This is a genomic window from Thiomonas sp., from assembly GCF_034007205.1.
Taxonomy (GTDB): domain Bacteria; phylum Pseudomonadota; class Gammaproteobacteria; order Burkholderiales; family Burkholderiaceae_C; genus Thiomonas.
The window spans coordinates 51,012-63,516 of record NZ_JAVERI010000003.1 but is presented as its reverse complement, the minus strand read 5'-3'; the positions used below and the strand labels follow the sequence as shown (position 1 = coordinate 63,516).

The 12,505-nt window shown below is 62.2% G+C and carries 11 protein-coding genes; 7 read left to right on the top strand and 4 right to left on the bottom strand.

Annotated elements, in window-relative coordinates; all coding sequences use genetic code 11:
- Positions 1–114 precede the first annotated feature (114 nt).
- The gene (gene groL / locus RBR52_RS03325; RefSeq protein WP_320375767.1) at positions 115–1,755 is read right to left on the bottom strand and encodes a chaperonin GroEL; all 1,641 of its coding nucleotides are present in this window, start codon (positions 1,753–1,755) and stop codon (positions 115–117) included.
- Positions 1,756–1,807: 52 nt separating this feature from the next.
- Positions 1,808–2,098 (bottom strand): co-chaperone GroES, encoded by a 291-nt coding sequence (locus RBR52_RS03320; protein ID WP_320375766.1) that lies wholly within the window; start codon positions 2,096–2,098, stop codon positions 1,808–1,810.
- 418 nt (positions 2,099–2,516) lie between these two features.
- On the opposite strand from RBR52_RS03320, the gene RBR52_RS03315 reads away from it, so the two are divergent.
- From RBR52_RS03315 to RBR52_RS03290, 6 genes are read left to right on the top strand one after another with little or no spacing between them, the layout of a single operon-like run.
- A complete protein-coding gene (locus tag RBR52_RS03315) occupies positions 2,517–2,984 on the top strand; it encodes a type IV pilin protein (RefSeq protein WP_320375765.1) in 468 nt (155 codons plus the stop codon).
- A 1-nt stretch (position 2,985) separates the two neighbouring features.
- Positions 2,986–3,465, top strand: coding sequence for a GspH/FimT family pseudopilin (locus tag RBR52_RS03310; RefSeq protein ID WP_320375764.1), 480 nt, complete (start codon positions 2,986–2,988; stop codon positions 3,463–3,465).
- Complete coding sequence (locus RBR52_RS03305; protein WP_320375763.1) at positions 3,462–3,950, top strand: prepilin-type N-terminal cleavage/methylation domain-containing protein; 489 nt, start codon at positions 3,462–3,464, stop codon at positions 3,948–3,950. Before RBR52_RS03310 ends, RBR52_RS03305 begins: the two co-directional genes overlap by 4 nt.
- 1 nt (position 3,951) lies before the next feature.
- Positions 3,952–5,250: a PilW family protein gene (locus tag RBR52_RS03300; RefSeq protein ID WP_320375762.1), complete on the top strand. Its 1,299-nt coding sequence runs from the start codon at positions 3,952–3,954 to the stop codon at positions 5,248–5,250.
- Positions 5,238–5,837: a hypothetical protein gene (locus RBR52_RS03295; RefSeq protein WP_320375761.1), complete on the top strand. Its 600-nt coding sequence runs from the start codon at positions 5,238–5,240 to the stop codon at positions 5,835–5,837. Before RBR52_RS03300 ends, RBR52_RS03295 begins: the two co-directional genes overlap by 13 nt.
- A 36-nt stretch (positions 5,838–5,873) precedes the next feature.
- Positions 5,874–9,554, top strand: a complete 3,681-nt coding sequence (locus tag RBR52_RS03290) for a hypothetical protein (protein WP_320375760.1) — start codon at positions 5,874–5,876, stop codon at positions 9,552–9,554.
- Positions 9,555–9,578: 24 nt separating this feature from the next.
- Here RBR52_RS03290 and RBR52_RS03285 read toward each other — a convergent pair whose 3' ends face one another.
- Entirely contained in the window at positions 9,579–10,406 is an 828-nt protein-coding gene (locus RBR52_RS03285) for a TIGR04325 family methyltransferase (protein WP_320375759.1), read from the bottom strand.
- Between the two features lie 102 nt (positions 10,407–10,508).
- A complete protein-coding gene (locus RBR52_RS03280) occupies positions 10,509–10,703 on the bottom strand; it encodes a hypothetical protein (protein WP_320375758.1) in 195 nt (64 codons plus the stop codon).
- On the opposite strand from RBR52_RS03280, the gene RBR52_RS03275 reads away from it, so the two are divergent.
- Complete coding sequence (locus RBR52_RS03275; protein WP_320375757.1) at positions 10,702–12,501, top strand: tetrathionate reductase family octaheme c-type cytochrome; 1,800 nt, start codon at positions 10,702–10,704, stop codon at positions 12,499–12,501. The two genes, RBR52_RS03280 and RBR52_RS03275, sit on opposite strands and share 2 nt — an antisense overlap.
- Positions 12,502–12,505: the final 4 nt, after the last annotated feature.

The following is a 12,505-nucleotide window of genomic DNA, read 5'->3' as shown; positions in this document are numbered from 1 at the left end:
TTTCGATGACAACACAAAAACAAAAAGCCTGCCTTCCTTGCGGAGGGCAGGCCTTGCAAAAGCCCGATGCATGTGCGCATCGGGCCGGATGTGAAGCAGACGACAGGCCCGGACTTACATGTCCATGCCCATGCCGCCCATGCCGCCGCCGGGCATGGCGGGTGCGGCTTCTTCCTTCGGCGCCTCGGCCACCATGCACTCGGTGGTCAGCATCAGGCCGGCCACGGAGGCGGCGTTCTGCAGCGCCGTGCGGGTGACCTTGGTCGGGTCGAGAATGCCCATCTCGATCATGTCGCCGTACTCGCCATTGGCGGCGTTGAAGCCGAAGTTGCCCTTGCCTTCGAGCACCTTGGCCACGACCACGCTGGGCTCGTCACCGGCATTGGCGACGATCTGGCGCAGCGGCTCTTCGACGGCGCGCATCACCAGCTTGATGCCGGCTTCCTGGTCGGGGTTGGCGCCCTTGACGCTGCCCGCCACGGACTGCTTGGCGCGCAGCAGCGCCACGCCGCCACCGGCCACGATGCCTTCTTCCACTGCGGCACGGGTGGCGTGCAGGGCGTCTTCGACGCGGGCCTTCTTCTCCTTCATTTCCACTTCAGTGGCTGCGCCCACCTTGATGACGGCCACGCCGCCAGCCAGCTTGGCCACGCGCTCCTGCAGCTTTTCGCGGTCGTAGTCGGAGGTGGCTTCCTCGATCTGGATGCGAATCTGCTTGACGCGGGCCTCGATGTCGGCGGCAGCGCCAGCGCCATCGATGATGATGGTGTTTTCCTTGCCCACTTCGATGCGCTTGGCCTGGCCCAGATCGCCCAGCGCAACCTTCTCCAGCGTCAGCCCGACTTCCTCGGCGATGACCTTGCCGCCGGTCAGGATGGCGATGTCCTCCAGCATGGCCTTGCGACGGTCGCCAAAGCCCGGCGCCTTGACGGCCACGGTCTTGAGGATGCCGCGGATGCTGTTGACCACCAGCGTGGCCAGCGCCTCGCCTTCCACGTCTTCAGCAATGATCAGCAGCGGACGGCTGGACTTGGCCACCTGCTCCAGCGCGGGCAGCAGGTCGCGGATGTTGGAGATCTTCTTGTCGTGCAGCAGCACGTAAGGATTCTCCAGAACGGCGACTTGCTTGTCCTGATTGTTGATGAAGTAGGGCGACAGATAGCCGCGGTCGAACTGCATGCCTTCGACGACCTCGAGCTCGTTTTGCAGGCTCTTGCCGTCTTCGACGGTGATCACGCCTTCCTTGCCAACCTTGTCCATCGCTTCGGCGATGATCTGACCGACCTGCTCGTCGCTGTTGGCCGAGATCGAGCCGACCTGGGCAATTTCCTTGCTGTTGGAGCAGGGCTTGGAGGCCTTCTTCAGTTCCTCGACCAGCGCGGTGACCGATTTGTCGATGCCGCGCTTGAGATCCATCGGGTTCATGCCGGCGGCCACATACTTCATGCCTTCGCGCACGATGGCCTGGGCCAGCACGGTCGCGGTGGTGGTGCCGTCACCGGCGTTGTCGCTGGTCTTGGAAGCGACTTCCTTGACCATCTGCGCGCCCATGTTCTGCAGCTTGTCCTTGAGCTCGATTTCCTTGGCCACGGACACGCCGTCCTTGGTCACGGTGGGGGCGCCGAAGGAGCGTTCGAGCACCACGTTGCGGCCCTTCGGGCCCAGCGTCGTCTTGACCGCGTTGGCCAGGATGTTCACGCCCTCGACCATGCGGGCGCGGGCGTCCGCGCCGAAAATCACGTCTTTTGCAGCCATTGAATTTCTCCGTAAATATCAGTTGAAGCGAAATGGATTCAGGTCACGCGAATTACTTTTCGATGACGGCCATCAGGTCGTCTTCGCGCATGACCATCAACTCGTCGCCATCGACCTTGACGGTCTGGCCGGCGTACTTGCCGAACAGCACGCGGTCGCCCACTTTCACCGCCATGGCCACCAGCTTGCCCTGGTCGTCATACTTACCCGGACCGACGGCCAGCACTTCGCCCTGATCCGGCTTCTCTGCCGCGCTGCCGGGGATCACGATGCCCGAAGCGGTAGTGGTTTCTTGCTCAATACGCTTGACCACGACACGGTCATGCAGAGGACGCAATTTCATGCAAATCTCCTGAGGTGTGTTGAAAACCGAAGGTTGAAAACCAGGCCCCTGCGCGAAGCCCGATGACAAACCGCCCACCGGACGAAGCCCGGCTCCTGCGGCCTGAATCCCATTTTGAAGGCGCTCACATGACAGAGCGATGATGTCTCTGTTAGCACTCACCTTCAACGAGTGCTAATTATAGGGACGGACTTTCGGGTTTCAAGGGTCGACCGACAGAACCCGACGACGGCCGCCCCGCATGTCAAGCGCCTGGAAAACTTCCATCCCTCGACCGGGCATGAACTTGGTTTCGAAATGTACAAGCGGTAAAAGTTGGAAAAATTCGACCGTTCGTCGCCCAAAACACACCGTTCGTCGGCTCACACCTGCGGTTTGCACGGGCCAAAACCACAATGCGCTCAAGGAGAGTCCATCCATGCAGCGCAACCGCGGTTTCACCCTGATCGAGCTGATGATCGTCGTCGCCGTCATCGCCATTCTGTCGGCCATCGCCATTCCGGCCTACAACCAATATGTCACGCGCAGCAAGCTGACCGAGGCGTTCTCGAACCTCTCCAGCATGAGCGTGGCCATGCAGCAGTATTACCAGGACAACCGGACCTATGCCGATGTGACCAGTGCCAGTTCCCCAGACCCTTGGCCATGCGCGACGGCCAATCTACCCACGGGCAAATATTTCAGCTTCACGTGCACCGTTTCAACGAGCACGCCAACTCTTTTCACGCTGACAGCCACAGCGACCGACCCCTCATTGACCTCCGGCGGGGCCATGACCTACACCATCGATCAAAGCGGAGCGAAGTCGACAACGAATACGCCAACAGGATGGTCAAAACCTAACCCAGATACATGCTGGGCCAGAGACCAGTCTGGAGACTGCTGACATGCGCCGCGCAGACCGTTGCATTCGCGGCTTCACCCTCATCGAAATGATGGTGACCATCGCCATCGCCGCCCTGCTCGGCCTGCTGGTCGTGCCCAATCTGGTGAGCATGGTCGATTCCGGCAAGACCTCGGTACTCGTCAACAAGTTTCCGCAAGACTTGGCCTGGGCGCGCAATCAGGCGGTGACGACGCAGCAACCCGTGACCATCACTCTTGGAGGAAACACCTGCACTTGGAGCACCAGCGTGGGCGGCGCGATAAGCGCTGAGCATTCGATGACGCCCGCCCAACTCGCCGCTACTTATCCAAACGTGAGCTGCACCACAACCGGCGGCAACTCGCAAACGCTGACCTTCAACAGTCAGGGCTTCATCGATGCAGCCCCCACCATCACGGTCACTGCGGCGAAAGGGCAGACCTGGACGCTGCAAGTGCTGGCCTCGGGCAGCGTGATTCTCAACGCCAACACCGCATCATGATGCTTCAACTCCCGCCACGCGCCCGCACGGCAGCACCCCAGTCCGGCCTGTCGCTCATCAGTGTGCTGGTCGCCATCGTCATCTTCGGCCTTGGGATGCTGTCGATTGCGTCGCTTTATAGCCTGGCCGTGCCGGCGCAGACGGCCAATCAGGAAACGCTGGACACCGCAGCCTTCGGCAACCAGTTCTGGGCCATCCTGCAGGCCAGCCCGCAGGTGGTGTCGCAGATCGGCGCAAACGCCACCGCCACTTACACCAGTGCGAGCAACAACGCGCCCGCCGCCCTGCAGCCCTGGCTGGCCAATATCTACGACAGTCCGTCGATGTGGCTTCCCGGCGCCAAGGTGACCATCACCACCGGCCCCGGCGCCGAGGGCAACCCCTGCGATGTGAGCAACCCCAATGCCCCACTGTGCGGCGTCACGCTGAGCTTCGCCTGGAATGGCAATCGCAGCCAGACCTATCACTATCAGGTGGGATTTTGAGATGAAACCACCAGTCACCCGTCTTTCCCCGCCTACCGTGCCTCACCATCAGAGGGGCCTGAGCCTCATCGAGCTGATGGTGGCGCTGGTCATCGGCCTGATCTTCTCGCTGGCCGTATTGACGGTGCAGTCCTCCCTCACCAGGCAGAACGTGCAGATGAGCGACGTGATGCAGCGCGATACCCAGACCCGCGCCGCGCTCGATCTCATCGGCGCCGATCTGTCCAACGCCGGCTACATGCTCGACGGCGTACAGACGCCCTGCGCCATCCTGCTGGCCTATGACAGCACGGTCGGCAACGCCCCCTTCGCGCAATATCCCGTTTCCGCCGCCTCGCAGCCGCTGGCCCTGCCCACGAGCACGGCGCAGGGCAGCGCCAATTACCCGACCAACAACCCCTCGCCCAACGCCTACGGCAGCGCGCAGCAGTTCACCGACATGGTGTTCATCACCAGCGCGACCAGCGCGCTGCAGGCTCCGGGCGGCAACAACCTCTCGGCCTATGTGGTGCAAAACTCCACGACTCAGGCTGCAAACGGCCAGGGCGCGCTGAACAGCGGCGTGCTGCCGCTGGGCTCGACCTCAGGGCTCCATGTCGGCGACACGGCGATGCTGCGCATGAATCTGAACGGTCACCAGGCCTGTTTTCGCGTGCCCATCGCCAACATCGGCCCCAGCACGGCGCCACCCTCGACCTATATCGGCAGCAAGACCTCTGCGCTGTTTCCCAACACGGCCTACGCCGCGTTCAACGACCCGCTGATCCAAGCCGGGCTGCTCCCGGCGGGAGGGTCGTTGACCAATGCAGATTTCATCCAGTCCCGTCTGACCGATCTCGGCGCTTCGGGCAGCAGCACCCTGCAGACGGTGGTGTACTACATCGCCCCTTACGCCAATGCAGGCGGTGGCAGCTACCCGATGCTCATGCGCGCCATGCTCGATGCCCAAAGCGACGCCCTGCTTGCCCCGCCCGAACCGGTTGCCGCAGGCGTGGTCAGCCTGCAGGCGCTGTTCGGCGTGGACGAAACCAATACGGGCAACGTGACCAACTACCTCACCTGGCCCGCCGTGGTCAGCGGTGGGTTCACCTCCCATGTGCGCAGCGTGCTGTTTGCACTGGTGACCAAATCGCTTCAATCCGACCCGTCCTATAGCGCGCCGGCGACGATCGCCCTGCCCAACCCCGCCCAGGGGCCGGGACAGTTCACCGCCTACACCGTGCCCGCGCCATACAGCCACAACCATTTCTCCGTCATCGAATCCGAAGTCGCCATGCGCAACCATCTATGGACGCACTGACCTTACCGCTCCATCGCCGCACAGCACCCCAGACGCAGCGCGGCTATGTGCTGCTGCTCACCCTCATCACCCTGGTGGTGCTGCTGTTCGGCGTGCTCTTCACGATGCGCGGCACGCTGCTGCAAACCGTGATGACCGGCAACACGGCGCAGCGCCAGAAGGACGTGCAAATGGGCGATCTTGCGCTGCGTCTGATGCAGCAGAACATCATGACCGCCAGCAATCAGGGCACGCAGTCGCTCGAAAGCGCCTCCCTGAGCGCCAATACGGCCCCGTGGTTTTTTGTTCCGCCCGCCAGTGCGCTGACCTGCGGCGGCAACACCCGCTGGTGCGAGCCCGATCCCGCGTACTGGGCGAGTTGCAGCCCCACCAGCAGCACCCAGTTTTGCTGGGCACTGCCGAATATGCCCGCGGGTTACAGCGTCAAGGCCGTGGTCGTACCCACCAACCAGCCCACGGGCGGACTGTCTGCCTGCGGTGGCAACCCCAGTCTGACCGCCAAGTATTACGCCATTTTTCTGCATACCGTCGAGCCGAACGGCAAAACTTCGGCGAATACGCAGACCGTGTTCAGGCTCTGCGTCTGAAACGGCTCGAAATCGGGGGAGATCGAAATGCGCACCATGCACCATTTGACGACACTGCCGCTGTGGAAAAAACTGCTCAGCGGCGTTTTACTCGCCACCCTTGCTGTGGGCATTGCTCTGGCAGCGGGCGGTAGCGGCGGAGATGGCTCTGGAGGCGGAGGCGGTGGGGGCGGCGGAGGCGGCGTTTCCTATCCCCCCCAGCCCAACTGTCCATCGGGCGATACCGGCTCCTATGTGTGGAATGGCAGCCAATGGGTCAACCACTGCGTCTCGCCGGTCATCACGGCCAGCGACGCCTCGCTGGTGATTGCCGTGGGCAATTCGCAATCCATGGACGGCACGACTTCCGGCGCCATCATGACCGGCTCCGGCTACCCCTCGGTGTACGACACCTTCAATGGTGGCAACCAACTCGTTGCCCCACTCACCACCGGCAGCGCGCCTGCTTCGCCGCAGTATTACCCCATCACCGGGGGATTCGTGCCGCCTATGGGCACGGGCAGCGCCCCGGCGGGCATGGCACCCTACACCTTGCCCAACGCCAACGGCAATCTGGCCGACAACGGCCCCTCGCGCATGAATATGGTCAAGTCGGCCATACACAGCTTGGTCACCCAATACGCCAGCAAATTCAACTTCGCTCTGACGACCTACTCGGAAACCACGGGCAATGTCTATACCACCTACGCCTATTACCTTCCGCCCAGTTCGGGGGCTTATTGGTTCACCAACGACTGGATGGCGCCCACCGTGGTCGGCGCCGACCACACCATCAACAACCCTTGTTATAACTACACGGCCACTGGAGATCAGAACCTGATTCAGGCCTGCACGCCGATCGCAAATTACTACAAAAAAACAAAAACATGGACGATCTCGAATTACAAATATCTGGTCGTCGGCCAGGAAGGCGATGATTACAACATCAACGACATTCTGTACAGCCAACAGGCCACACAGTATCAATTGCCTGTGACCTTCATGTCTTACGGTGGCGAAACGGCAGGCGGCCAGCCCATCAGTGACTCCAACCCCTACTGGAACGTTTTCAGCCTGAACGATTACAACCAGGGAAATATCTCGGTGGCGTTCAAGAACGTCGTGCCCTCGAACGGGCAAATGAGTAATTACCCCAATAATTGCTCCCAATACGCCTGTAAATTCACCGGGGGAGCCAAATATCTTTCCCCGACCAATTCCGGCTACCTGCCCTCGGCCGGAAGCCTGTGGTATGTGCAGCGCGGCATGGGTTTTTACAGTGGCGTCTCTCCGGATATCGGCGCGACCATGGTGAATTTCATCAGCGCGGGCGCGAATCCCACGCCGCAAAGCACGCAGGCCGTGATCGACGCCTTTGGACCCGCATTGCAGCCGGAATCGTCCAACGGTTACGGTTCGGAAATGAAATCCCTCGCCGGCCAGTCGCCGATCGCCGGGCTCTTGAAATTTTCCGGACAGAAGCTGGATCAAGTCGGAACCGGCACATCTTCCTGCGCGGGCAAATACGTCATTCTCATTACCGATGGCCTGCCAACCGAAGATTTGAGTGGGAATTACTGGCCGCCGATGGGCACCCCCGTGGCGAATGGCTTTGGTGTGACGGTGAATTACAACGCCGATGGCACCTATGACAGCGCCACATCCAACGACCAGGCTGCCACCGATGCCATCGAGCAGGTCCTCAATCTCCAGGCCAACGGCATCAAAACCTATGTCATCGGCGTCGGCGCCGGCGTGGACCCGGGAATCAATCCGACTGCAGCCAAATTCCTGCAGGCGCTGGCGCTGGCAGGCGACACGCAGAAGTTCTACCCGGCCAACGATCAGGCCGCGTTGAATGATGCTATTCAGGCCATCGGCGCACAGATTCAGGCCTCGATGAATATCGCCGCGCCGGTGGCGCCGAGTTATGTTTCGGGCGGCTCGCTCATTTACCAGGTCACCAGCAATTCCAATTACGGCGCCTATGCGGGGCATCTGCAGGCCTTCAAAACCGTGGCCGCACCCACCTCCGCGGCCAGCGCCCCGGTGGGCACGATCAGCGGCAACGCCGTCTGGGACGCGGGCGATCCGTCGAGCACGGCGATCAATCCGCCCATGACCGGCGCCCTGCGCAAGAACACCCTGTATTCGACGGCGCAGACACCAAGCGCTGCAACACAGGGGTCGGGGCCGATCACCACCCTGTACGACCTGGGACAAAGCACGGCCGCGGCCGACGTGGCGGCATTCGCCCTGCCCAATCCCGCATCAGACCCCTGCCTGCCCAACGATGCCACGGTGGCGGCCTACACCATTGATCCCACCTACACCTATACCCCGCCGAGCGGAACGACGTGCAACTACGGGCAAATGGGCGGCTGGGCTTCCAACTGGATGGTGGGCAGCCTCAGCCCGAATGACGGCGTGCAGTACCTCGCACCGCCCGACGATCCCACCCTCACCGACATGCCAGGATATTTCGATTTCATGAAGGCGCAGCACAACCGGGGTTCGCAGGTGCTGTTCACCAGCAACGACGGCATCCTGTATGGCATCAACGCCACGAGCGGCGTGATGGACTGGGGCTGGATGCCGCGGCCCTTCCTGCAATACCTGAAGAACTACAGCAACTTCCAGTCCGGCCAGTATTTCGACGGGCAGTTCACCACCACAGACGCAGTGAACACCGCCAGCAACCCCGGCGCGTCCAACTGGGCCACTTACGTGGTCGGCACAGCCCAGGGCGGGGCCTATCACTATGCGCTCAAACTCGGATTGAACGGCTCTGGCACGCTTGCGCCCGCCGCGCAGGCCTGGGGCGTCGCCACCCCGGACGGCAGTTCGCCGCAGATGCAGGCGCCGATGATCGTCACGACCGGCGGCATGCAATACGCCGTGTTCGTCGTCAACACCACCAGCACCAATGCCCAGGGCCAAACCACGACGACCAGCACCCTCTATGAAGTCAATGTGGCGACCGGACAGCCGTCCAGCGGCACTGCGGTCTCGGGCGTCCTGCCCTTCGTCGCCAGCAGCGCGCTGGACTATGAACCTTCCACCGGCACGCTGTGGATCGGCGACACAAAGGGCAATATCTGGAGCCTGAACGTCAGCGGCACGGCCAGCTTCGACGCGAGCAACGCCTATCTGTCAGCGACGAATTCGCCCGCTGCTCCGGTGCAGTTCGTCGGCTACACCGAAGTCGGCGGCGTGCCTTATCTGTGGGCGACATCGAGCACCGAAATCTTCGTGTATGAGCTCTCCGGGGCGCAGGGCACGCTGGTCTGGGCAGCGAGCAACACCAGCGGCTATCTGCCATCGACCAACGGCCCACAAGCCTCCAGCAGCGTCATGCCCCTGCACGCGCAGGGCCAGATCACCATTGCGCCGCAATTTCACACCGCCAAGGGCGAGTTGCTGCTGGAAGTGCACGTCTATGTGCCGCCCGCCGATGCGCAGTGCGGGGTCGGCGCCGCCTACAGCGACTTTTACGACTTTCTATCCGGCGGCAAACCCATCGAGCCCATCAAGGACCAGAACGGCAATGTCATTACCAATTTCGACATGTACGTCGGTCAGGGCAAACCTCTGCCTACCACCGACGCGCAGACGAAGTCCGGTGACATAGGCTACCTGCAGAGTCAGCATGGCGGGGGGCCTGGCGGGACAGGAAATGGCTATGTTCAGTTCGGCCTGACCGACCTGAGCCGCCCCATTTCGTGGCGGCAGTATTGATGGATCGCACCCATCTGCGGTGATCTATGTGCGCCGCAGATAGAACCCGTGATACCCATCGAGTGAATGCTCGGGCTCGAAGGCGATGTGGCAGTGCTTGTCGGGGTTTTGCCAGCGGTCGACGATCTGGTAGCCCAGCCGCGTGAAGCCTTCCAGGAAAGGCGCGTAGGCGGCGATGCGGTAGGGACAGAACGCCGTGCCGATGCTCTGCAGGGTGAAGTAATCCTGCCCGCCGTTGTCCAGCACATGCAGCGGGGTGAGGTTGAGAATGAGGTGGCGTGGCGGATGTGACAGCGCGGCAAGCCGCTGCGCCAGGGTGTCGGGAAGGTATTGCAGCACGCCCAGAGCAAGCAGCACGTCCACGCCGTCGGCGCCGCTGAAGTCGCCATTGAAGTGCAGCCGCCCGGTGGAGTCGCGTTCGCGTGCGATCTCGGCGCCGCGCGCCATCACGGCGGGCACATCGCTCACCGTCCATCGCAGGCCCGGCGGATAGTCGAGGTAGCGCTGATAGCCGTAGTAGCCGATGCCGATGTGTCCGCCCAGATCGAACACCGTGCTTTGCCCCTGGGCAAACAGCTTTTGCAGCCAGAAGATCACCGGATAGTCGCTGGGATAGATGCGCTTGATGCGCTCCAGATACATGCCGGCCGCATCAGCGTTGTCGTAACCCAGCGGGCGCGTATTCGGCGCGCTGGCCTGCGCGGCGTCGAAGCTGGGGTAGAGACCGCGAAACAGATTGGCGTCGGTGTTGTTGGCAAAAGCCGCCTCCGCGCGCTGGCGGCGGAGTTGCCCCAGTGGCGGCACATCGGCGAAGCGGTCGATCAGGGTGTGAGCGCGTTCGAGCAGGGGCATGGCGGTCTCCACAGTCGCTCAAGGATACCCCCGCACACCCCATCGGCACCACGCTTCGGCACGGCTCGAACTGCCTTCCCCCCGCAAAAGCGGGAAGCAGTATCACCAGACGTGAAGGCTCGCCGTCATGTAACCAGTTGTTGTTCGATGTATCCCCATTTTTCTTTTGTGGGTATAGATCAAACGATATTCATACAGAAAAATCGCGCCCCGATTGCCTTGCGGCCCGTCAATTTCCGGGCGCAACGACAGGCGCAGCATCTCGCCCATTCTTCCAACAAGACGAGAGTGGGCCATGGATTTCCATCGACATACCGGAGAAAACCGATTCGTGCGCGCAGCACGAACCGCGCAAACCGTTCTCTTTGCCGCCAGCCTGCTGGCGCTCAGCCCGTTTGCCGCCGCGCAAGACGCTGCAACGTTCGTGGCGCAGGACGGGGTGAAAGTTCAATCCGCCGATGCCGCGCAGGACTGGCATGTGGTTCCCACGGTGCAGCACGGCGGCGTCGGCAAGGAGATGCCGCAGGATCACAGCCAGTTTCCGCAGCTCAAGGGGCCGTTCACCTCGCCCGAACAGGTCACCCAGGCCTGCCTGAGCTGCCACACCGATGCGGCCAAGCAGGTCATGTCCACGATTCACTGGACGTGGAAGGCCTACGACCCCAAGACCAAGACGCTGGTAGGCAAGAACCACGTCTACAACAACTTCTGCGTCAGCCCGATCAGCAACGAGCAGTTCTGCACCGTGTGCCATGTGGGCTACGGCAGCACCGACCCGAACAAGTTCGTGCCCTTCGACCATCGCAGCCAGGATCATGTGGACTGCCTGGTGTGCCACGACCAGACCAAGACCTATCACAAGATTCCGTTCATCGGCGGCAACCCGGCGATGGAAAAAATCGCGGTGCGCCCCGGCTGCGGCGAGGTGTACGGCACCGACAAGCCCTTCGTCGAGCCGGAAAACCTCGCCAATATCGCGCAGCATGTGGGCGCGCCCACGCGCTACACCTGCGGCCAGTGCCACTTCTACGGCGGCGGCGGCGACGGCGTGAAGCATGGCGACATGGACAGCTCGTTGGTCAGCCCCTCGCGTGCGGAAGACGTGCACATGTCGCCGCAGGGGCTGAACTTCACCTGCCAGGAGTGCCACAAGACCGAGAACCACAACGTCAGCGGCTCGCGCTACATCACCGACATGATGATCGGCCAGCAGCAGTTCATGCGCGGCAGCCCGCACAACGGGCAGGCGGCAAGCTGCGTGTCGTGCCACGGGCAGACGCCGCACAAGGGCAGCGATCTGAACAGCCGCATCCAGGCCGCGACGCTGAACATGCACACCCGCGACATCGCCTGCGAGACCTGCCACATCCCCGAGTTCGCCCGCGGCGGCCTGCCGACCAAGATGCAGTGGAACTACGCCACCGCCGGCAAGCTCGCGCCCAACGGTTCGCCGCTGGTCATCAACGACAGCCACGGCTGGAACACTTACTGGGGCGTGAAAGGCAGCTTCAAGTGGGCGGAAAACGTGGTGCCGCAGTACCGCTGGTTCAACGGCGTGGAACGCTGGATGAACGTCGGCGACAAGGTGCAGGACTTCAAGAACGCCAACGGCGTGGTGCAACTCAACGCCATCGAAGGCAGCCCGACCGACGGCAAGTCCAAGATCTTCCCGTTCAAGATCATGCGCAACAACCAGCCGTATGACACCAAGACGGGCATCCTTGCGGTGTTCCATTCCTTCGGCTTCGACAAAGATTCCTACACCATGAACTACGACTGGCAGACGTCGATCGCCGCCGGCATGAAGGCTGCGCATCTGCCGTATTCAGGTCACTTTGGCTTTGTCAAGACCGATATGTACTGGCCGATCGAGCACATGGTCGCGCCCAAGACGCAGGCGCTCTCGTGCATGCAGTGCCACGCCAGCGATGGCCGCCTGCAGAACATCGACGGCGTGTACATGCCGCATCGCCCCAAAGACCATAACTCCTGGCTGGAACTCATCGGCCTGGCCGCCGCCGCGCTGGCGCTGGCTGGCGTGACGCTGCACGGCCTCATCCGCTTCGGTCTGTGGCTGCGCCGCCGCGGTCATTGAAAGG

Coding starts and splice junctions, on each gene's coding strand:
- groL (WP_320375767.1), bottom strand. CDS start 1,755: ATGGCTGCAAAAGACGTGATTTTCGGCGCGGACGCCCGCGCCCGCATG.
- RBR52_RS03320 (WP_320375766.1), bottom strand. CDS start 2,098: ATGAAATTGCGTCCTCTGCATGACCGTGTCGTGGTCAAGCGTATTGAG.
- RBR52_RS03315 (WP_320375765.1), top strand. CDS start 2,517: ATGCAGCGCAACCGCGGTTTCACCCTGATCGAGCTGATGATCGTCGTC.
- RBR52_RS03310 (WP_320375764.1), top strand. CDS start 2,986: ATGCGCCGCGCAGACCGTTGCATTCGCGGCTTCACCCTCATCGAAATG.
- RBR52_RS03305 (WP_320375763.1), top strand. CDS start 3,462: ATGATGCTTCAACTCCCGCCACGCGCCCGCACGGCAGCACCCCAGTCC.
- RBR52_RS03300 (WP_320375762.1), top strand. CDS start 3,952: ATGAAACCACCAGTCACCCGTCTTTCCCCGCCTACCGTGCCTCACCAT.
- RBR52_RS03295 (WP_320375761.1), top strand. CDS start 5,238: ATGGACGCACTGACCTTACCGCTCCATCGCCGCACAGCACCCCAGACG.
- RBR52_RS03290 (WP_320375760.1), top strand. CDS start 5,874: ATGCACCATTTGACGACACTGCCGCTGTGGAAAAAACTGCTCAGCGGC.
- RBR52_RS03285 (WP_320375759.1), bottom strand. CDS start 10,406: ATGCCCCTGCTCGAACGCGCTCACACCCTGATCGACCGCTTCGCCGAT.
- RBR52_RS03275 (WP_320375757.1), top strand. CDS start 10,702: ATGGATTTCCATCGACATACCGGAGAAAACCGATTCGTGCGCGCAGCA.
- RBR52_RS03280 (WP_320375758.1), bottom strand. CDS start 10,703: ATGGCCCACTCTCGTCTTGTTGGAAGAATGGGCGAGATGCTGCGCCTG.